Annotated in this window: 15 protein-coding genes; 7 read left to right on the forward strand and 8 right to left on the reverse strand. The window is 34.0% G+C overall.

From position 1 onward, the window contains the following. Positions 1–165: 165 nt before the first annotated feature. The 5 genes from murQ (at position 166) to QLQ96_RS22355 (ending at position 8,898) form a co-directional block, all read left to right on the forward strand. On the forward strand, positions 166–993 hold the full coding sequence (gene murQ / locus QLQ96_RS22335) for an N-acetylmuramic acid 6-phosphate etherase (protein ID WP_482493323.1): 828 nt from the start codon (positions 166–168) through the stop codon (positions 991–993). Between the two features lie 164 nt (positions 994–1,157). Next, positions 1,158–2,663: a sodium:solute symporter gene (locus QLQ96_RS22340; RefSeq protein WP_482493324.1), complete on the forward strand. Its 1,506-nt coding sequence runs from the start codon at positions 1,158–1,160 to the stop codon at positions 2,661–2,663. 72 nt (positions 2,664–2,735) lie between these two features. Next, positions 2,736–5,729, forward strand: coding sequence for a serine hydrolase domain-containing protein (locus QLQ96_RS22345; protein ID WP_482493325.1), 2,994 nt, complete (start codon positions 2,736–2,738; stop codon positions 5,727–5,729). A 78-nt stretch (positions 5,730–5,807) separates the two neighbouring features. Next, positions 5,808–7,079 carry an acyltransferase family protein gene (locus QLQ96_RS22350; RefSeq protein WP_482493326.1) on the forward strand — a complete coding sequence of 424 codons (1,272 nt, stop codon included), beginning with the start codon at positions 5,808–5,810 and terminating at the stop codon, positions 7,077–7,079. 277 nt (positions 7,080–7,356) lie between these two features. Then, complete coding sequence (locus QLQ96_RS22355) at positions 7,357–8,898, forward strand: aminotransferase-like domain-containing protein (protein WP_482493327.1); 1,542 nt, start codon at positions 7,357–7,359, stop codon at positions 8,896–8,898. 254 nt (positions 8,899–9,152) lie between these two features. Here the strand turns inward: QLQ96_RS22355 and QLQ96_RS22360 are convergent, their stop codons facing one another. Next, positions 9,153–11,294, reverse strand: a complete 2,142-nt coding sequence (locus QLQ96_RS22360) for a catalase (RefSeq protein WP_482493328.1) — start codon at positions 11,292–11,294, stop codon at positions 9,153–9,155. Positions 11,295–11,555: 261 nt separating this feature from the next. On the opposite strand from QLQ96_RS22360, the gene QLQ96_RS22365 reads away from it, so the two are divergent. Beyond that, positions 11,556–12,038, forward strand: a complete 483-nt coding sequence (locus QLQ96_RS22365; RefSeq protein WP_482493329.1) for a hypothetical protein — start codon at positions 11,556–11,558, stop codon at positions 12,036–12,038. Then, entirely contained in the window at positions 12,025–14,586 is a 2,562-nt protein-coding gene (gene ligD, locus QLQ96_RS22370; protein WP_482493330.1) for a DNA ligase D, read from the forward strand. Before QLQ96_RS22365 ends, ligD begins: the two co-directional genes overlap by 14 nt. Here ligD and ku read toward each other — a convergent pair. The 7 genes from ku to nagA form a co-directional block, all read right to left on the reverse strand. Beyond that, entirely contained in the window at positions 14,583–15,362 is a 780-nt protein-coding gene (gene ku / locus QLQ96_RS22375; protein WP_482493331.1) for a non-homologous end joining protein Ku, read from the reverse strand. The two genes, ligD and ku, sit on opposite strands and share 4 nt — an antisense overlap. Before the next feature lie 147 nt (positions 15,363–15,509). Beyond that, positions 15,510–16,322, reverse strand: a complete 813-nt coding sequence (gene metQ / locus QLQ96_RS22380; RefSeq protein WP_482493332.1) for a methionine ABC transporter substrate-binding lipoprotein MetQ — start codon at positions 16,320–16,322, stop codon at positions 15,510–15,512. Between the two features lie 38 nt (positions 16,323–16,360). After that, the gene (locus tag QLQ96_RS22385) at positions 16,361–17,014 is read right to left on the reverse strand and encodes a methionine ABC transporter permease MetI (protein ID WP_379700849.1); all 654 of its coding nucleotides are present in this window, start codon (positions 17,012–17,014) and stop codon (positions 16,361–16,363) included. Beyond that, the gene (gene metN / locus QLQ96_RS22390) at positions 17,007–18,038 is read right to left on the reverse strand and encodes a methionine ABC transporter ATP-binding protein MetN (RefSeq protein WP_482493333.1); all 1,032 of its coding nucleotides are present in this window, start codon (positions 18,036–18,038) and stop codon (positions 17,007–17,009) included. Before metN ends, QLQ96_RS22385 begins: the two co-directional genes overlap by 8 nt. Before the next feature lie 354 nt (positions 18,039–18,392). Beyond that, positions 18,393–19,400, reverse strand: coding sequence for an NHL repeat-containing protein (locus tag QLQ96_RS22395; protein ID WP_482493334.1), 1,008 nt, complete (start codon positions 19,398–19,400; stop codon positions 18,393–18,395). Positions 19,401–19,414: 14 nt separating this feature from the next. Then, positions 19,415–20,629 (reverse strand): hypothetical protein, encoded by a 1,215-nt coding sequence (locus tag QLQ96_RS22400; protein WP_482493335.1) that lies wholly within the window; start codon positions 20,627–20,629, stop codon positions 19,415–19,417. 155 nt (positions 20,630–20,784) lie between these two features. Beyond that, positions 20,785–21,906, reverse strand: a complete 1,122-nt coding sequence (gene nagA / locus QLQ96_RS22405) for an N-acetylglucosamine-6-phosphate deacetylase (protein WP_482493336.1) — start codon at positions 21,904–21,906, stop codon at positions 20,785–20,787. Positions 21,907–22,052 lie beyond the last annotated feature (146 nt).

Below are 22,052 nucleotides of genomic sequence, written 5' to 3' on the forward strand. Positions count from 1 at the left end.
CAGATTAAATCTAAGCAGATGGATCGATTAAAAATATATTTTTCCAACTAACAGATTGTACTTGTATGTGTTTAAATAATTTAGTTTAGCAAATAAAAAATCATTTTAATCTGCTTTAATCTTTTTAAATCTGCGTGAAAAATCAAAATCAAAAAAAAAAGAAAAATGAAAAATAAAAATCCCGAAACGGAACAAGAATCTTTGTACAAAGACTTGGATCAAATGAGCGTGAAAGAACTTCTTACCAACATCAATACAGAAGACAAAAAAGTTCCGCAAATTATAGAAGAACAGATTCCTAAAATAGAAAAACTGGTTAAAGCAATTGTAAAAAAAATGCAATTGGGCGGTCGATTATTTTATATCGGAGCAGGAACTTCTGGAAGAATCGGGATTTTAGACGCATCAGAATGTCCTCCTACTTTTGGTGTTCCTCATGATATGATTATCGGAATTATTGCAGGTGGAGACACTGCGATTAGAAAAGCAGTTGAAAATGCCGAAGACGATACAGAACAAGCTTGGAAAGATTTAGCCAAATTTGAAATTTCTAGTTTGGATATGATTATCGGAATTGCGGCTTCTGGAAACACTCCTTATGTTTTAGGAGCGCTAAAAAAAGCGAAAGAACACAATATCAAAACAGGAAGTATTTCTTGCATCAGCAACGGACTTATTGCTCAAGAAGCCGATTATCCTATCGAATTAATTGTCGGGCCAGAATTCTTAACCGGAAGTACGAGAATGAAAGCAGGAACGGCTCAAAAACTTACTTTGAACATGATTTCTACTTCGGTAATGATCAAACTTGGAAAAGTAAAAGGTAATAAAATGGTTGACATGCAATTGTCTAACGAAAAGTTAGTAAAACGCGCCATTAAAATGATCGTTGAAGAACTTGAAATAGAACATGATGTAGCCGAAGAATTATTGCATAAACACAAGAGCGTTAGAGCTGTTTTATTGGCGCACAGCAAAAACCAAAAAATATAAACCTCCCTATTAAAATCTTTTATAGATTTATACAAATTCAAAAGCTGAATAAATTCATTTTTTGGAGTTTTAACACTGGCCTGATAGAGTAAAATTTGTCAGGTCAATTAAAAAATCTTGATCTGAATTATTTATAAAAAACCAAAAAACTACCAAATTATAAAATGACACCAAGCACCATTCTTCTATTAATTATAATTTATTTCGGAACATTATTCTATATCTCGCACCGAGTGAGCAAGAAAGACAGCGGAAACGAAGCTTTTTTTACCGCAAATAAAAATTCAAAATGGTATTTAGTTGCTTTCGGAATGATTGGAACGGCACTTTCTGGAGTGACTTTTATTTCGGTTCCAGGAGAAGTTGGCGCTGCCAGCGGAGAACAATTTAAATATTTTCAGTTTGTTTTGGGTAATGCATTGGGTTTTATTGTTATTACAAAATTATTATTGCCATTGTACTATAGAATGAATCTGACTTCAATTTATAGTTATATCGAACACAGAATGGGTATTTTCAGCTATAAAACGGCGGCTTCTATTTTCCTGATTAGCAGAACGATTAGCTCGGCATTTAGACTTTATTTGGTTGTCATTGTTTTACAGCGTTTTGTATTCGATTTTTATCATATTCCGTTTGCTTTTACCGTTTTGATTTCGCTATTGCTAATTTTCTCTTACACCTACAGAGGCGGATTAAAAACGATTATTATTACGGATACTTTACAAACTTTCTTCTTGGTTACTTCTGTTTTCTTAACCATTTATTTTATTTGTGATCGAATGGATTTAAGTGCCATCAGCGCATTTGAAGAAGTAAAAAATAGCAACTATTCTAAGATCTTTTTCTTTGATGATTTCATGGGAAGTAAATTCCATTTCATAAAACAAATTTTAGGAGGAATGTTTGTAACCATTGCCATGACAGGTTTAGATCAGGATTTAATGCAAAAAAACCTGAGCTGTAAAAACATTGGCGAAGCGCAAAAAAACATGTTCACTTTTACAGGGATTTTTGTGATCATCAATATTTTCTTTTTGAGTGTTGGAGCACTTTTATACATCTACGCAAACAAAAACGGAATCGCAATCCCAACCGATTTGGTGACAGGAAAACCAAGAACCGATTTGCTTTTCCCTGAAATTGCTTTAAATCATTTAGCTCTTGTTCCGGCAATTGTATTCTTATTAGGAATTATTGCGGCAACTTTTGCAACTACAGATTCAGCTTTAACGGCTTTAACAACTTCTTTCTGCGTTGACTTTTTAGGAATGGATAAAGCGGAAAACACTAAAAAAAATACGGTTAGAACCAGACATTTAGTCCATATTAGTTTTTCTATATTAATTTTCTTTGTGATAATTGTTTTCAATACAATCAACGACAGTTCAGTGGTTGGAATGATCTTCAAAGTAGCGTCTTACACTTACGGACCATTATTAGGATTATACGCTTTTGGTTTGTTCCAAAAATCTAGAAATGTGCACGACAAACTAGTTCCAATAATCTGTTTATTGTCTCCATTTTTCACTTATTTAATTAATGAAAATTCGAAACTATTATTTGCAGGATATGTTTTTGATAACGAATTAATCGTGCTAAACGGATTAATAACGTATTTAGGATTATTTATTACAAGCTCAAAAAGGAGCGACAAAATAAGCTTCTAATCAGCTTATCAATATTGATTAATCAATTTGTTTTTAATGCGTTAAATTCAAATTGATTTTAAAAAAAATCGCATGAAAAATTCATTCATAAAAATTAGTTTATACGCCTCTTTTATATTTTTAATTACCAATTGTGCTACTAAAAAAAACAGCGTAACTGACGCTACCAAAGACATTCCTTTGAAAGACACCGTTACTTACGTTCAAAAAAATGTTGCTGAGAAAAAAACTTTCTTTAAAGATTCAGATAAAGAAACAGCTTGGGTTGACAGCATTTACAACAAAATGACGGTTCAAGAAAAAATTGGTCAATTGTTTATGGTTTCTGCTTATTCGAACAAAGATTCGGTACATGTTAAAGAAATCAGCAAACTGATTACAGATTACAAAATCGGAAACTTAATTTTCTTTCAAGGAGGGCCAGTTCGTCAAGCGAAATTGACCAATTTATATCAGTCAAAAGCAAAAGTGCCTTTAATGATTGGAATCGATGCAGAATGGGGATTAGCCATGCGTTTAGATTCAACTTATCGTTATCCTTGGAACATGACTTTGGGTGCGATTCAAGATTTGAGTCTAATTGAAAAAGTGGGAAGAAATATGGCTTCCGAAAACAAAAGAATCGGCGTTCATTTCAACTTTGCTCCTGTTTTAGATATTAATACCAATCCTAAAAATCCAATTATTGGAAACCGTTCTTTTGGTGAAGATAAAATAAATGTAACCGAAAAAGCGCTTGCTTTAATGAAAGGAATTCAAGGAAATGGCGTTTTCTGTACCGGAAAACATTTTCCCGGACACGGCGATACCTCAACCGATTCACATAAAGCTTTACCAACCGTTGATTTTTCTAAAGAACGTCTAGAGTTAGTCGAATTATATCCGTACAAAAAATTATTCGACGAAGGTTTGGCTTCTGTAATGGTTGCGCATCTAAATATTCCAAGTTTAGAATCAGAGCCAAATTGCCCTTCTTCGGCTTCTTATAATGTAGTTACAAACCTTCTCCAGAAAGAATTAGGTTTCAACGGATTGATTTTTACTGATGGTTTAGCTATGAAAGGCGCTGCTAATTTTAAAAGTCCTGGCGATTTGGAAATTGCAGTTCTTTTGGCTGGAAACGATATTTTACTTTGTCCAGATAATGTTCCTGTTGCTTTTCAGAAACTAGAAACCGCTTACAATGAAAATGTAATTACAGAAGAAAGATTAGCGCATTCGGTAAAAAAAATATTGCATTTCAAATACAAAGCGGGATTAAATAAATACAAGCCAATTGATTTGAATAATTTGGTTGAAGATTTAAATCCGTCGCAAAATGATGCGCTTCATTATAAATTGTATGAAAATGCCATTACGGTTTTAAAAAATGAAAAAGAAATCCTTCCGATAAAAGATTTAAGCGAAAAAATTGCATACATAAAATTGGGTGAAGACACCAACAGCACTTTCGTTTCGACTTTAAAAAAATATACCAATATTACAGAAGTTAAAGACACCAATCTTGATAGTCTGAATAAAGAATTAAGAAAATTCGACAAGGTAATTATCAGTTTTCACAAAGTAAATAAACCTTGGGAAAAACAAGAATTCACGCTTCAAGAAATGCTTTGGCTGAAAGAAATTGCAAAACAAAACAAAGTCATTTTAGACATTTTTGCAAAACCGTATTCATTACTTTCAATTAAAAATTTTGATGATATTGAAGGATTGGTCGTTTCCTATCAAAACTCAGATATTAGTCAAGTGGTTTCGGCTGAATTGCTTTTTGGAGCAATCGATGCTAAAGGAAAATTGCCTGTTTCAATTAATAATTCTTTTCATGTAAATGATGGTTTAACGACCGATAAACTAAATCGTTTAGCGTTTACAGCTCCAGAAAATGTAAATATGAATTCAGCCATTTTATCTAAAATAGATGCTGTGGCACAAAAAGCAATCGATGGGAAAATGGCTCCAGGGATGCAGGTTTTAGTAGCCCGAAAAGGAAATGTGATTTTTCAAAAATCGTACGGAGCACAAACTTATGACAACGGGAAAAAAGTTGCTAATACAGATTTGTATGACGTTGCTTCAATTTCAAAAATGATTTCGACTTTGCCAAATGTTATGCAATTGTATGATAAAAATAAAGTAGAACTAGATACGAAGCTAAAAGACATGTTGCCTTTTTTTGCTAAAACAAACAAAGAAAATATCACTTTCAAAGATTTACTTAACCATTACGCCGGACTTCAAGCTTGGATTCCGTTTTATAAATCAACTTTAGATAGTAAAAATCAACCTTCTGAAAAATATTATAGAAAAATAGCTGGTCCCGATTTCACAACGAAAGTTGCCAAGAATCTTTACATCCGAAATGATTATCATGACACGATTATGAAAATCATTGCTGAAAGTCCTGTTTCTCTAAAAAAAGAATACAAATACAGCGATTTTACTTTTATCATTCTAAAGGAATATTTAGAAAGAAAAACACATAAAAAGTTGGAAGATTTAAGCAAAGAAAATTTCTACAACACACTAGGAATGACGAATACGCTTTACAATCCGCTAGAGAAATTTGACAAAAGTAATATTGCTCCAACTGAAGTTGATAATTATTTCAGACATCAAGTAATTCAAGGTTATGTTCACGATATGGCCGCAGCGATGGAAGGCGGAGTTGCAGGTCACGCAGGAATTTTTTCTAACAGTATGGATGTTGCCAAAATGATGCAGCTGTTTTTACAAAAAGGAAATTACGGCGGAATTCAATACTTTTCTCCAGAAACTTTTGATGCTTTTAATACTTGTTATTACAAAGATCAAGGCGTTTTGAGAGGTTTAGGATTTGATAAAAGAGTCCACAAAGGCGGACCAACTTGCGATTGCGTTTCAGAATCTAGTTTCGGTCACACTGGTTTTACAGGAAATATGGCTTGGGCAGATCCAGAAACCGAAATTGTGTATGTTTTTCTTTCAAACCGAACCTATCCAGAAGTAGTGAACGACGAAAATAAATTAGCCAAAGGAAAAATCAGAGAAGAAATTCAGCAAATAATTCAAAACGCAATTATAAAATAATATGAAAGCAAAGCGTCAAAAGTCTTTCCTCTTGCTTCTTTCTTCTTAAAAAACTAACTATCTAAAAAACCAAAACCAATGACAAAAGAACGTTTAACCTCACTAGATGTCTTTAGAGGATTTACCATTTTCTTAATGACGATTGTAAATAATCCGGGAAGCTGGTCTTCTATTTATCCGCCCCTAGAACACGCCGAATGGCATGGTTGCACGCCTACAGACCTAGTTTTCCCGTTTTTTATTTTTATAATGGGAACTGCAATTCCGTTTGCAATGCCAGTAAAACATTTTGACGGAACTGTTTTTAATAAAATCTTAGTTCGTTCGCTTCGAATTTTCTGCTTAGGATTGTTTTTAAGTGTTTTCAGCCGAATTCATTTATTTGATTTAGAAGGAATTCCGTTATTAATAGTACGATTATTTATTGCTTTTGCCGTTGCTTATGCGCTTTTAGGAAACTTCTCGATGAAAGTGAAAACCATTCTTGCAGTTGGAATCTTTTTAATACTTATCGGTTTATCATTTAGCGGATTAGAGCATTTTGAAGACACTAGAATTCCAGGTGTTTTACAGCGAATTGCCATTGTGTATTTCTTTACTTCTATTTTGTATTTAAAAACCAATTTAAAAACTCAGCTTTTAGTTTTAGCCACACTTTTAATCGGATATTGGCTTTTAATGGCTTTTGTTCCCGTTCCTGGATTTGGTCCTGCGAATTTCGATAAAGGAACCAATTTAGCCGCTTGGATAGACGATACACTTTTAAACGGTCATTTATGGGCATCGTCTAAAACTTGGGATCCAGAGGGAATTTTGAGTACGTTCCCAGCCATCGGAACAGGGATTTTAGGAATGTATATTGGTCAGCTTTTAAATCTTTCAATAGATAAAATTGAAATAGTGAAAAAGACAGCTATTGCAGGAGTTGTTTTAGTAATCGGAGGTTTAATTTGGAGCACCTTCTTCCCGATCAACAAATCGCTTTGGACAAGTTCTTATGTTTTATATACAGCTGGAATTGCGACAATCTGTTTAACGCTCTTGTATTTTATAATTGATATTAAAGGCCATAAAAAATGGACAAAATTATTCTTGATTTGGGGTGTAAATCCAATGATTGTATTTTTCTTTTCTGGAATAATTCCGAGAGTTTTAAGTTCTATAAAAGTTGCCGATCCAGAAACTGCTGGAGAAGAAATCGGTCTTCTAGCTTATATTTATAATCACGGAATTGTACCATATTTTGAAAATCCGTTGAATGCTTCATTGGCTTATGCTTTGTCTTACGCCGTTTTCTGGTCTTTCATTTTATGGATTTTCTACAAAAAGAAACTGATTTTTAAAGTCTAATATTCCGTAGGAATATCTGGTCGGTAGAAAAAAAATATCGTTTTGCATTGTGTTCCGTAGGAACACCTGATTTTATAGAAATGGGATAATATTTTATTAGTCAAACGTTCCTAACGGAACGATAACCACAATTTCAAATTTAATCTACCTATGAGACATTCCTAAGGAATGTTTTTTTCTGATAAAAAATAATTTCAGCTGGACTAACGTAATTGTTTGTTAGTTATGATTCTGATACTTGTATAAAATAGAGTTGCTTTTCTTTTTTCTAAAAATTTTGAGAAAAGCAGTATCTTGCCGTACTAATCAAAAGCATCAGTTTCGAATTATGGATAGTCCGGTTGAAATTCCTTTTAAAAGCTTTATTCAGCTTAAACCAGAAGAAAGCACTGCAATATATCTGCAGATTGTTTTTGAGTTTATCAAAGCGATACAAACGGGTTTTCTTCCTGAAGGCACCAAACTTCCTGGCACTCGAATTTTATGTAAAGTACTATCTGTTAACCGAAATACTTTAATTAAGGCTTTTCAAGATTTAGAATCTCAAGGCTGGATCGAAACACTTCCGAACAAAGGAACTTTTATTTTATCGCAGCAAAAACAAAAAAATAAAGCTGAATTTACGATTTCAAAAGAACAAAATTCATCTGAAGGAAATATAGGATTTAGTTTTCAGCGTTCTACTATTCTCGAAAATCCGATAGAAATTAGCAATCTTCCTCATCAATTTAATGACGGAATGCCCGATTTACGATTGGTTCAAACCGATGTTTTGGCTCGATTATATGTTTCGAAATTAAAAAGAAGAAAAACGTCTAAAACCTACGAACAGATAGAATTGCGTTCGCATTCAAATTTTAAAACTCATTTTTCTAATTATCTCAATCTTACTCGTGGAATTCGAATTTCAACTTCAAATTTGCTTACCACAAGCAGTCACGAAATCGCTTTGTATTTGGTTACCAAAGTATTGATTGCTCCAAATGATAAAGTTGTTGTAGCTTCACCAGGTTATTATATGTCGAATATGACACTGACGAATACGGGCGCACAAATTATTTCGATTCCTGTAAATGAAGACGGAATCGATACTAAAAGATTGAAAGAAATCTGCGAAACGACCAAAATTCGAGTTTTATATTTAACCTCCAATTATCATTATCCGACCACAATTTCGCTTAGCGCGAAAAAAAGAATCGAAGTTCTGGAATTGGCCAATCAATACGGATTTGTGATTCTGGAAGACGATTACGATTTTGATTTTCATTACGATAACAATCCCGTTTTGCCTTTAGCCGCTTTTGATTCGAATCAGAAAGTGGTTTATATCGGTTCTTTTGGGAGATCGCTTCCTTCTGGATTTAGTTACGGATTTGTTGCCGCTCCTGCGGAATTTATTAAAGAACTCGAAAAACATCAAAACATTCTCGAGCCTAGAATCGACGTTCTAAAAGAGCAAGTTTTAACAGAATGGATTACCGAAGGCGAAGTGCATCGACTTTCTAAAAAGAATAAAAAAATTTATAAAGAACGCCGCGATTATTTTGTTTCTGTTTTAAATGAAAAATTAAAAGGCAAAATCAAATTTAAGGTTCCGCCTCGAGGATTGGCGATTTGGGTTGAATGGCTGGACCAATTTAATTTGATTCAATTTCAAAAGGAATGTTCTAATCATGGATTATTTCTGCCGAAAACCATTTTATATCAAACCAGAAATCTTACGGCAACTCGCCTAGGTTTCGGGCATTTAGAAAAAGAAGAAATGGAAAAAGCGATTTCTATTTTGAGTGAAAGTTTGGAGATTATTCTAGGGAAATAATTTTTAACACATGGAAACATAGTTATTCTAAACCTGAAAAGGTGTTTCACTAATTTAAAAACACATAGAGAAACGAAATATTTTTCCCAGCTCGCATTTAAAACATAGCCCAAGGTTTCAACCTTGGGGAACATGCAGAATAAGCACCACATTGCGTACCCAAGGTTGAAACCTTGGGCTATGTTTGAATAGAATTGACTTAATTTTTTTTATAATATAAAGGCTGTCTTCTCAGACAGCCTTTATATTATTTATCAAAGATTTTTTTCCCTTTCCCAGAAACGGTGTCTTCCTAAAGCTTTTATAAAAGAAACGCTTAAGTTTTTATCCGAATTGTTTTCGCTCAACAAAACTCCTGGGTCATTATTTATATCGCTATTATTTTTTATAATCTGAGTTCCTTCACCTTCCGCTGCAATAAATTTACAGTGATGGTACGAATCATTTAAAAACTCCTTTACCTCCTTAATTTTTGAAAGATCCAAAATTCCTTTTCCAGCAGGAACAAAAACACCATCAAAAAGTACAGATGCCGCAATTTTATAGGTTTGATCAACCGAAATTTCTGTTCCTTCTTCAGAAACAATTGTTCCTAAATGTGGTGCAATAATAACGGCTTTTGCTCCTGCATTTTGCAGAGCTGTTTTCATCACTTTAATCGAATCTGCGCTTACACCTTCAGTGCATAAGAAGGCAATCTGTCGTGTTGCAATCGTATTGGAAATAGTCGGATTTTTAAGCATGCTCAACGCGTCTGAAGGAGTTATATTCTGATTGGCTTTCTTCGGTTCTTGTTTCCCTTCATCATCTGCGCCAACTCCGTGATTAATTGGTTTTTCAATATCTTTTGGAACTGGAATCCCTAAATTTTTACCAACCTTTGCTGCTAAACTCGAATCGACTTGATTTAAAAGTCCAAGCATTCTTTCTCGAATTGCAACTGTTTCAACTTTTCCTAATTCAAAAGATAAAGCGCTCACAATATGATCTTGCTCAATTGGCGTTTGACTGTTATAAAAAAGTTTTGCCTGACTAAAATGATCTGCAAAGCTTGTGCTTCTTGCTCGCACTTTATGCGCATCTACACGTTCGTTAAAACTCACAAATCCGCCTTGATCCATTTTTGCTTGAAACGGGCATCCTCCTCCCAAAGAATTTGGATGATAACTTACTTTACCAACGGCAATTTCCTGACGCATGTGTCCATCTCGCTGGTTGTTATGCATTGGAGCAATTGTTCTGTTAATTGGAATTTCATGAAAATTCGGACTTCCTAATCTTGAAAGTTGCGTATCAGTATACGAAAATAATCGGCCTTGCAATAAAGGATCGTTTGTAAAATCTATTCCGGGAACAATATGCCCTGGATGAAAAGCAACTTGCTCTGTTTCTGCAAAAAAGTTATCGGTATTTCGATTCAAAACCATTTTCCCGATTATGGTTACAGGAACCAATTCTTCTGGAACTAACTTTGTCGGATCAAGCAGATCGAAATCAAATTTATGTTCGTCGCTTTCGGGAATAATTTGTACGCCCAATTCCCATTCTGGAAAATTTCCTTCTTCTATGGCTTCCCATAAATCCTTTTTATGAAAATCTGAATTTTTTCCTGATATTTTTTGTGCTTCATCCCATGCCACTCCGTGTGTTCCTAATTTTGGTTTCCAATGAAATTTCACAAAATGCGACTCGTTTTTGTCATTCACAAATCTAAAAGTGTGCACGCCAAAACCTTCCATCATTCTTAAACTTCTCGGAATCGCTCTATCGCTCATTACCCACATAATCATGTGCATGGATTCGGGCATTAGCGAAATAAAATCCCAAAAAGTATCATGTGCCGAAGCAGCTTGCGGAATTTCATTGTGCGGTTCTGCCTTTACAGCATGAACTAAATCAGGAAACTTCATAGCATCTTGAATAAAAAAGACTGGCATATTATTTCCAACCAAATCAAAAACACCTTCTTGCGTATAAAATTTCACAGCAAAACCACGAACATCTCGCGCTAAATCTGTTGAGCCTCTTGAACCTGCAACGGTTGAGAATCGAACAAAAACTGGCGTTTTAGTACTTATATCATTTAAAAAGCCCGCTTTGGTATATTTTTCCATTGTTTCATAAAGTTCAAAATAACCGTGCGCGCCAGAGCCTCTCGCATGCACAATTCGTTCTGGAATTCTTTCGTGATCAAAATGGGTAATTTTTTCTCTTAATATAAAATCTTCTAAAAGAGAAGGCCCTCTTTCTCCAGACTTTAAAGAATTGTTATTGTCATTAATTTTAACGCCTTGGTTTGTGGTTAAAAATTCGTTTTCAGCATTTGATTTGTTATATTCTAAATCGTTCTGTTTGCTGTCTGAATTGTCTTGATTTGTTTTTTTTGAATTTTTCATTTTCTGTTGATTTACAATTTATCATTCAATGAACTACTGTTGTAATGAGGCATTTCTCAAAAAATAGGTCAACAAAGTTAGACAGCTTTTTAGCTTAAAATTTATACAATTAAACTTAAGGATTATAATATTCGAACTACAAAATTAATGATAATCAATACTTTACTGATAATTATATAAGTAGGATTTTTAATCCTATAACAGAAAAAGTCTTTTTAAAATTAACTTTGAAAATAGAGTTTAATTCAAAAAAACGTACCAATGAACATTTACATTATTATAGAATTAATCTTAGTTTCTATTGGAGCGACATCGGCTATGACTTGGTTTAGTTATGCTATGTCAGAAAATTTTAGAGAATTGTACAAGGAACCTGTTTTATTGGGTTTTGCTCTCCAAAAAACAAACATCAGCCTTTCAAAAAAATCTCAGAAAACGTGGGGATGGCTGATACATTATATTATTGGTTTTCTATTTGTTATGGGATATTATGTAGTATGGGTAAAGGACATATTATCAGTTTCGCCACTCAGTGCTCTTATATTAGGAGTTATCAGTGGTGTAATTGGCATACTTAGTTGGATAATTATATTTAAAATGACCAATCATCAACCCCCAATTGACTTTAAAGGTTATTACATTCAACTGTTCTTTGCCCATATTATTTTTGCTGTTGCCGCTACAGCGCTCTACTCTATTACACTAACTCTTTTAATATTTGTAAAAGCCTATGTCACTGTCTAAATACAACCAAAAAAGAGATTTTAAACAAACTCAAGAACCGAAAGGAAAAATCGAAAAATCGGCTAGCGAACTGATTTTTGTGGTGCAGAAACATGCTGCATCGCATCTTCATTATGATTTTAGGTTAGAAATGGACGGTGTTTTAAAAAGTTGGGCAGTGCCAAAAGGTCCGTCGATGGATCCGGAAGTAAAACGTTTGGCCATGATGGTCGAAGATCATCCGTACAGTTATAAAGATTTTGAAGGCACCATTCCTGAAGGAAATTACGGCGCAGGAAATGTGATTGTTTGGGATAACGGAACTTATACTTCTGATGAAAAAACAGCTTCTGACGAAAAACAATTATTAAGCGATCTCGCAAAAGGACGTTTGAGTTTTATTCTAAAAGGCAAAAAACTGAAGGGCGAATTTTCATTGGTTAAACTTCATGGTAAACAGGAAAATGCTTGGCTTTTAATTAAGAAAAATGACAAATATGCTTCTGATGAAGATATTTTAGAAAAAAATAAATCGGTTATTTCTAAAAGAAGTTTGGAACAATTAGAGGAAAAATCTAAAAAATTGGATTCTAAAACAGAAGAAAAAACGACAGAGAAAAAAGCAGTAAAAAAAAAGTCCAATCCAAAAGTTGAAATAGCAGAATTTCTAAAACCAATGCTCGCAACCGTACGCGAAAAACCTTTTGATGATGATGAGTGGATTTTCGAAAACAAATACGATGGCTACAGAACGATTGCGGTTATTAATGCGCAACAAGTTGATTTATTCAGCCGAAATGAACTTTCTTTTAATGCTAATTTTAAATCCATTGCAGACGAATTAAAAGAAATCGATCACACTGTGGTTTTGGATGGTGAAATTGTAGTTGAAAATGACGCTGGAAAAGCTGACTTTCAACTGCTTCAAAACTATATGAAAACGGGAATTGGAAATCTCAAATACTACGTTTTTGATTTATTGAATTTGGACGGAAATCTTATTACCGAATTATCGCTTTTAGAACGAAAAGAACTGCTTAAAATTCTCTTTAATAAATATCCATTTTCAAATGTTTTTTATTCTGAACATACCGTTGGCGACGGAATCAAACAATTTGAAAAAGCCGTTAAAAATAAAACCGAAGGCATAATTGCTAAAAGAGCTGACAGCACTTATGCTGTTAATCGAAGAAGTTCAAATTGGCTCAAAATAAAAACGGCAAACGAAGAAGAAGCCATTATTATCGGGATTACGGAGCCTAAAAATTCGAGAAAATATTTTGGAGCAATTCTTCTAGGTCAATACGACGGCAAAAAACTCCAATACATTGGAAAATGCGGAACTGGTTTTACAGAATCTGTTTTAAAAGATTTGTACACCAAACTTGAACCGTATTTTATTGAAAAATCTCCGCTTGACGAAAAAATTCCGATACACGACAAAATTCAATGGGTAAAACCAAAAGTAGTCTGTCAAGTTAAATTTTCAGAATGGACGCAAGATCAACATTTGCGACATCCTGTTTATCTCGGAATACGAATTGATAAAAAAGCGGAAGAAGTTCTTTTGTCTTTTAAAAACGATACTGCAGCACAACTAAACTCAAAAGAAATGACCGCTACAAAAAATAAAACGCAGATTCAAACTGAGAATGATTTTGATTTGAAAGTCGGAAAAACGATTTTGCATCTTACGAATCAGAACAAAATTTATTTTCCAAAGGATAAAATTACAAAGGGAGAAATTGTTCAATATTATGATGAAGTTTCAGAATTGATTCTTCCGTATTTAAAGGATCGTCCAGAATCTATGAATCGTTTTCCGAACGGAATTGACTCGCCAAGTTTCTACCAAAAAGATGTTGATGTAGATAAAACTCCGAAATGGCTCAAAACCAAAAAAATCTTCTCAGAATCTAATAATGCTGATATTGATTATCTTATTTGCAACAATAAAGAAACGTTACTTTATATGGCCAATTTAGGCTGTATAGAAATGAATCCGTGGAATTCGACGATTAAACATATTCACAATCCAGATTGGCTGGTTATTGATTTAGATCCTGCAAAAGACGATTTTAAACAAGTTGTACAAGTTGCATTGGTCGTAAAAGAAGTTTTAGACGAATTAGAAACCGAATGTTTGTGTAAAACTTCGGGCGCCTCTGGACTTCACATTTACATTCCGCTTGGAGCGCAATACGATTATGATTCGATTAAAATTTTAGCTGAATTAATAGCGAAAGAAGTTCATTCTAGAATTCCTGAAATTACTTCGATTGACAGAAGCATTAAAAAGAGAAAAAATAAATTATACATAGACTTTCTGCAAAACAGACGCGGGCAAACTTTAGCTTCGCCTTATTCTGTTCGTCCAAAACCTGGAGCGACCGTTTCAACGCCTTTAGAATGGAGTGAAGTAAATGAGAAATTGCATCCGTCTCAATTTACGATCAAAAATGTTTTGAAACGTTTTGAGAAAAAAGGCGATTTATGGAAACCTGTTTTATCGAAAGGAGCTAATATTAAAAAGATTATTCACAAACTAGAAGCAAGTCAAAACGCTTAAGAAGATTTTTTCTTTTTGGTTTCTAAACTTGCTTTTAGCATTTCCATTAAATCGTCGCTTTGTTTGTGCACAACTTTTAGTTTTGGAGCTGCTTTTTGCGGTTTTCCTTTGGCTTTCTTTTTAATAATATCTAAAAGCTTGGCAGTGTATTCGTCTTTAAAACCAGAAATATCAAATTTCTCTGTTAGCTGATCGATTAGTTTTTCGGCCATATCCATTTCTTTTGTAGACTTTTTGGACATTGGCGGGAGTTTCAATTCTGCAGTGCTTCGAATTTCTTGTTCAAATCGGATTCGGTTTAAAACAATGACATTTTTGTATGGTTTTAAAATCGCAAGACTTTCTTTATTTCGAAGGACAAATCTTGTAACTCCAACTTTTCCAGAAGCTTCAAGCGCATCACGAAGCAATCCGTAGGCATTCATCGCACCTTTATCTGGTTCGAGATAATAGGGCTGCTCGTAATAAATACTTTGGATTTCTTTTTCGAAAGCAAAACTTTCAATATCAATTGTTTTGGTTTTAATCGCATCAGCGGCTTCAAAATCGGAATCTTCTAAAATGACATATTTATCATCGAGTTTGTAGCCTTTCACGATATTCGCAAAGTCTACTTCTTTTCCTGTGTCTTCATTAACACGTTTGAACTTGATATTCGCATGATCTTTCGCGTCAAGCATATCCATATCCAAACTGCTTTCTTGCACCGCCGAAAACATTTTTATCGGAATATTAATTAATCCAAAACTTACCGAACCTGTCCAAATTGATCTCATGGCTTTTGCTTTAAAATTGAACATTAAATTTAGTTCAAGCAAAAAACGTAACCCTTATAAAATCAAAATATTACTTTATAAAATTATGAGTTATAAGTTGTTTTACAGAAACTCATAACTCATAATTCATAACTCATAACTAAAAACTTACCAGCCTTTTACAGCTCCGCCTTTAAATTCCTGATCAGCTACTTTTTCAACTTCTGGCGATTGAAAAGCTTGTAAAAACTGTTTTACTTTTTCTTCGTTTTTATTGTCTTCACGGCTTACAACCAAATTCACATAAGGAGATTCTTTATCTTCAACAAACAACGCATCGCGCGATGGAACTAAACCTGCAGCAGAAGCAAAAGTATTGTTGATGATTGCGATAGAAACATTTTGATCGTCTAAAGCGCGAGGCAATTGAGGCGCTTCTAATTCTAAAATTTTTAAGTTTTTAGGATTGCTCACAATGTCTGTTACTTTTGGCAATAAACCAACTCCGTCTTTTAATTTTAATAATCCGTTTTTCTGTAAAAGCAATAATGAACGCCCTCCGTTTGTTGGATCATTTGGGATAATGATTGTGCTTTCATTTGTCAATTCAGAAAGGCTTTTTATTTTTTTAGAATATCCAGCAATTGGATAAACAAATGTCTTTCCGATAATAGCCAATTTGTAGCCTCTTTGTTTTGATTGCTCGTCTAAATATGGTTTGTGCTGAAAAGCATTCGCATCAATATCGCCTTGACTTAAAGCTTCATTTGGAATAACATAATCGTTGAAAGAAACCAATTCAACTTCCAATCCGTATTTTTCTTTGGCTACTTTTTTTGCAGCTTCAGCTACTTTTAATTCTGGTCCAGAAGCAACTCCAACTTTAATAAAATGTGGATCATTCTTTTTATCGCTTCCGCAGTTTGATAAAACTAATGCCAAAGCCAAAACTCCAGCCGTTTTTAAAATATTAAGTTTCATATATTTTTAATTGTAAAATGTTAATTATTAATTGATGATTATCTGTGATCAAATCGTTTTGATAATTTGTCACCTGCAAACTGAATTATAAATACTAAGATTACCAATAAAGCTAGAACAGAATTCATTGTTACGGCATCATAACCAATATATCCGTATTGATAACCCACTTGTCCTAAACCTCCAGCTCCAACAGCTCCACCCATTGCAGAATATCCGACAAGTGTGATTAAAGTAATGGAAGCCGCGTTAATTAAAGACGGCAATGCTTCTGGCAATAATACTTTGTAAACGATTTGAAATGGCGTTGCTCCTAAAGCTCTTGCTGCTTCAATTAATCCTGACGGAAGACTTAGCAAACTGTTTTCTACCAAACGAGCAATAAAAGGCGCTGCACCAATGCTTAACGGAACCAAAGCCGCGCTAACACCAATAGAAGTTCCAACGATTGCACGTGTAAATGGAATCATCCAAACGATTAAAATAATGAATGGAATGGAACGAAAAACATTTACCACAACCGATAATGTTCTATTTAAAACGGGTTGATCCAAAATCTGATTTTTACGAGTCAAGAAAAGCAAAATTCCTGTTGGAAGTCCTAATAAAAAACCGAAAAAGCCCGATACAAAAGTCATAACAATGGTTTCCCATGTTCCTTTTAATAATAAATCTATAAGAGAATCAGACATAACCTATAATTTCTGTTTTAATATGTTTTGAATTAAAATATTGAATCGCAGCATGGTAATTTTCGCGTTTTCCTGAGAGTTCAATCAGCATTACGCCAAAATTCACTTCACCAGCCTGATCCATTTGTGCGCTTACAATTTTGAAATCGGTATCAAAAAGTCTTGAAACTTCTGAGATGACAGGTTCGTTAACCGATTTTCCTGTCATTTCTAATTTCAATAACGGATTTAAACTTCCGTTATCTTGCTTTTGCAATTTCTCCAGATAAACCGATGGAACATCAATATGTAAAGACGAAGCAATAAACTCTTTTGTCAATTCGTGTTTCGGATCTGCGAAGATTTCGCCAACACTTCCCTGCTCGATTAATTTTCCGTGACTGATAACCGCTACTTCATCACAAATTGATTTTACCACTTCCATTTGGTGTGTAATCAACAGAACTGTAATATTCAAGCGTTTGTTAATGTCTTTCAATAAATTTAAAATCGATCTTGTTGTTGCAGGATCTAGCGCGCTCGTAGCTTCATCACACAAAAGCACTTTCGGATTATTAGCCAAAGTTCTCGCAATGGCAACTCTTTGTTTTTGTCCACCCGAAAGACTTGCAGGATAATCGTTTGCTTTTTCTGCCAAACCAACCAATTGCAACAATTCTAAAACACGCGTTTTGATTTCGCTTTTTGAAATTCCAGCCAATTCTAACGGAAATGCAACATTGTCAAAAACTGTTCTTGAAGAAAGCAGATTGAAATGCTGAAAAATCATTCCGATTTGTCTTCTTTCGATTGCCAATTCTGAATTTGATAATTGCATTAAAGCTTTACCGTCAACAATAATTTCACCAGAAGTTGGTCTTTCCAACAAATTGACGCAGCGAATCAGTGTACTTTTTCCTGCTCCAGAAGTTCCGATTACACCAAAAATTTTCCCTTCAGGAACTGTCAGCGAGACATCAGACAAAGCCGAAACGATTTTGTCTTTCTGATGAAAAGTTTTGGTTACATTTTTTAATTCAATCATTTTTTGAGTTTTAAAAACAAAAAAGCCTTCCATAAATTAGTTGAAAGGCCTTTTTGAAATAAATTTTATCATTTTATATATAAGCCAGATCAATAAATACCATAACAGCAGCACAGTACATCATACTGCAACGATAATAATTATTCATTTTCTGGTTCTGTTTCTTCATAGCGAGTGCAAATTTAAATAGTTATTTTCAATTTTTACGTATAAATTTTTAAAACTTTTATTAACCTATCAATTTAGTAGGTTTTTAATATTTCTTTTTTTATGTTTTATTTTCAATTCAAAAAAAAAATCCAAACTCCAATTTGAAGTTTGGAATTTGGAATTTAAAATATTTGAGTTTAAATCTTAATTATTTTGTTCTGCAATTACAGATTTATTGATTTTTATTACTCTAATTTTTTTATTGGTGTTATCTGATAAGAAAATACGGTCGTCAAGCTGAGCTGTACCGACAATTGTTCCGAATGGATTTTGCCCTAAAATATCAGAAACGCTTAAAACGGTGTTGTAATTCATTTTAACGAATTCTGATTTAGTATACAATTTTAAATAAGAGGCACTACCCACATTTTCTGAAGTAACTGCCCAATCTTTACTGAATGATACTGCAATAGGTTTTACATCCACTAACTGAACTTTTTGCGGCTCAATAGGAGTTGTTAGTGAAGCTGCGGCCTTGGCTTTAATGTTGGCGATGTCATAATACAAGTAACTTTTTGCATCTCTTCCTGCCACAACCAGATTTCCGTCTGAAACATCTAACGAATACACTTCTGTAAATCCGTTTAAAGTATTCAATTTAGCAATAGGTTTTAAATTCCAATCGCTTGTTTCTGTAATTTGAGAAGCGTCAAGTACTTTTATGCTTTTTTCTTTTTCTTTTACGAAAACCAATCCGTCTTTTGCCACAACACCAAAAACGTGTACAAAAGTCTGCCACCATTGACCGTTTCCAACCGTACTGATTCCTGCATTCGTAGTCTCATCAAAAACAAATAATCTCGATTCTGTGCTACCTACATAAATACGGCCATTATCAACAGAAACCGATGTTAAACTCGTCAACGGAATAGTTGTAGCTCCTTTCGTAAATTCTTTTATTGTTTTAAGGTGCGCCAAAGTCAAAGCATTAAAAATCTCCAATACATTTCCGTTAATTACATACAATTTCTCATTTGCAACTGCGATTCCTTTTGGATCAAATGCTTCTGTGCTTCCTGGAATATTTTCGTTTGTAATCGAAGCTTCATCAGTCGGATAATAATACGTATAATCTTTAGATGCTGGACCATCGTCTTTACTGCAGCTTGTAAACAAACAAAGTGCTAAAATTAGAGGCAGGATATGTTTCATGTGTAATTTATTTTTTAGTTCCATTTTCCTTCTCCTTTATATTTCACTAAAAATGGATTTTTAGGATCGATTTTAAATACTGGTTTTTTATAAGTTCCTTTTAAGTAAGCCGTTTTGGTGTACGTTTTTAAAACATCTGGATCTGTAAACGGAAGATCATTTAAGTGAATCAAGTATTTATAAAAATCGGTTAGCATTTCCTGTTGGCCTCCGCCCTCTCCGCTGTTTGCTAAATTACTGCTGTGGTTAAAACCAATGTGATGTGAATATTCGTGAGACCAAACCGACATGTCTCCTACCCAATGTCCAGTTACATAACCCGATTCCCATTGCGATGCCAGATTTCCTCCGCCCCAAGCAGAATCTCCTCCTACCATAGCCAGCCAAACGGTTCTTTTATCTAGATAATTCCAGTATATTTTTTCGATTTCTTCTTTAGAATAATAATCATAAACGCCATCAACATCATCAGCATTTCCGTGCCAGTTTAATGCTCCGTTTATTCCAGTTCCGGCAGCAGTTGCTTGTTCTTGCTTGTATTTATCGAAATTGGTAAAAGTGCTGTAATACAAAGGATGGCTTAACGCATAAGAATAATTAATAATCATCGTGATCGCCTCTTTTGCCAAAGTTGGATTCATTGGAAGAAATTTCCCCAATTCGTTAATATGATATCCATCGTGAAATTGAACTAAGTGATTTGATTTTATTTTTTTGAATTTCTGAAATAAAGGATCATCCGATTCTACAGAAAACTCAATTGCTCCAGAAGAAAATCCTTCAATTTTATCGATTGTTACTGTATTTCCTGTTTCCAGCAAATAATCGTTTTTCTGTTCCGTCAAAGGAATTTTATGAAATGAACGGTGAAAAGCTGGAACTTTTGAAAAACTAAAAAGCAAAAACTTCTTATCGTAATTCGGCAGTTTTGCGTACACTTTTACATCTGTCAATCCAACTGGAGAATAAAGTGAAACTTGTACAGAATCTTTTCCTTTTTGTATAACTTGAAATGGTTCATTTACTCTAAACCAGCGGTCTGTTTTGTTGTACATTTTTGAAGGACTTTCGTCATCTTCAAACATGGTCATCGGTTTGTTTTCTGCTGGTAAAGCCGAAGCATCGATGCTTGACAGGTAATTTGGCTTGTAATTTTCGCCATCATCACTACAGCCAAAAATAATACTTGCCAATAAGGCAAATACAAAAAAGTGAGTGTTTTTTCTCATCGGTAAGTAAAGTAGGTTTGGGGTTAAATATCCTGCAAAACTATAAATATGCTTGTTATAAACAAGTCTATTGCAAGAAAAATATGAATATAAAATATACTGAAAAGTAAATTTTATAAAAACCTACTATACTTAAAAGTCAGATTGTAAAATGACTACTTCGTTAAATCTAAAGTTCTGATGGCAGATAAATCGGCATTGAATTGAACAAAACTCGCAGGAAAACCAGCTTTAATTTTTCCTAATTTATCCTTCATGCCAATTGCAGATGCGACTCTAGTCGTTGCCATTTTTACAGCTTCATCTGCCGAAACATTCAGGTGGTTATAAGCATTTTGAACCGCATCTTCCATCGAGATTGAAGCTCCTGCCAGATTGCCATCTTCGTTTCTGTAGAAACCGTCTACTAAATGAGCGTCAAAATTATCCCATTTAAAATTGGCTACTTTTCGTCCTAAAAAAGTGGCGTCACTGATTAAAAAGAATTTCTCTTGCTTTAGCTTGTAAGCAATTTTAGCAGCCGCATAATCGCAATGAACTCCATCTAAAATTACTGGCGCGTAAACATCTTCATTTTCAAAAACAGCTCCAACCAAACCTGGTTCGCGATGTCCAAATTGTGTCATGGCATTAAACAGATGCGTTACAAGATTTATTCCTTTAGAAAAATAAAATTGTGCTTCTTTATGCGTTATCGTCGAATGTCCTATTGAAATTGTTATTCCACTATCAATCAACATTTGCAATTGCTCTTCTGTAAAACATTCTGGCGCAATTGTAATGAGTTTTATAACGTCTTTTCCTTTGCTGATAATTTCTTGAAGTTCTTCGTTAGTTGGTTTTCTAACCTGATCGATACTGTGCGCTCCACGCCTTTGCGGATTTAAAAATGGTCCTTCCAAGTGCATTCCGATAACGCCGTTTTTGTATTTTTTCATGTAATCACGAACGGCTTCAATTCCTTGCAAAATGGTTTCTCGAGAAGAAGAAATCAAACAGGGTAAAACATGCGTCGTGCCGTATTTCATGCTGGCATCATAAATATCTTGAATGGTTTCTTCGTTCGGAGTCTGGCTAAAATAGTACTTTTCTCCGCCATTAATTTGAATATCGATAAATCCTGCTGCAAGGTGATTTCCTTCTAAATCGATGGTTTGAATATCGTTTGGAATTTCTTTCTGCACTGAAATAATAGTTCCGTTTTGTACAATTACAACCCCATTTTCTATTATTTCTTCACCTGTATGCACAACAGCATTTACAATCGCTTGCTTCATGTTTAATTAATTTCTTTTTTCCAAATTTAAAGAAGTTTGAATTAATTCCTAAATAAAAAAAAGCTTCAGAAAATTTCTGAAGCTTTTTCAATTTTAAATCTAAAACCTAAGTATTATGCAGACAGGTACGGACTGCATATTTTTTT

This window comes from Flavobacterium sp. B167r, assembly GCF_056824315.1.

Excerpts from the sequence above, each read along its gene's own strand:
- ku (WP_482493331.1), bottom strand. The coding sequence starts at position 15,362 with ATGAGATCAATTTGGACAGGTTCGGTAAGTTTTGGATTAATTAATATT.
- metQ (WP_482493332.1), bottom strand. The coding sequence starts at position 16,322 with ATGAAACTTAATATTTTAAAAACGGCTGGAGTTTTGGCTTTGGCATTA.
- QLQ96_RS22400 (WP_482493335.1), bottom strand. The coding sequence starts at position 20,629 with ATGAGAAAAAACACTCACTTTTTTGTATTTGCCTTATTGGCAAGTATT.
- ligD (WP_482493330.1), top strand. The coding sequence starts at position 12,025 with ATGTCACTGTCTAAATACAACCAAAAAAGAGATTTTAAACAAACTCAA.
- metN (WP_482493333.1), bottom strand. The coding sequence starts at position 18,038 with ATGATTGAATTAAAAAATGTAACCAAAACTTTTCATCAGAAAGACAAA.
- QLQ96_RS22385 (WP_379700849.1), bottom strand. The coding sequence starts at position 17,014 with ATGTCTGATTCTCTTATAGATTTATTATTAAAAGGAACATGGGAAACC.
- QLQ96_RS22345 (WP_482493325.1), top strand. The coding sequence starts at position 2,736 with ATGAAAAATTCATTCATAAAAATTAGTTTATACGCCTCTTTTATATTT.
- QLQ96_RS22360 (WP_482493328.1), bottom strand. The coding sequence starts at position 11,294 with ATGAAAAATTCAAAAAAAACAAATCAAGACAATTCAGACAGCAAACAG.
- QLQ96_RS22395 (WP_482493334.1), bottom strand. The coding sequence starts at position 19,400 with ATGAAACATATCCTGCCTCTAATTTTAGCACTTTGTTTGTTTACAAGC.
- QLQ96_RS22365 (WP_482493329.1), top strand. The coding sequence starts at position 11,556 with ATGAACATTTACATTATTATAGAATTAATCTTAGTTTCTATTGGAGCG.
- nagA (WP_482493336.1), bottom strand. The coding sequence starts at position 21,906 with ATGAAGCAAGCGATTGTAAATGCTGTTGTGCATACAGGTGAAGAAATA.
- QLQ96_RS22340 (WP_482493324.1), top strand. The coding sequence starts at position 1,158 with ATGACACCAAGCACCATTCTTCTATTAATTATAATTTATTTCGGAACA.
- murQ (WP_482493323.1), top strand. The coding sequence starts at position 166 with ATGAAAAATAAAAATCCCGAAACGGAACAAGAATCTTTGTACAAAGAC.
- QLQ96_RS22350 (WP_482493326.1), top strand. The coding sequence starts at position 5,808 with ATGACAAAAGAACGTTTAACCTCACTAGATGTCTTTAGAGGATTTACC.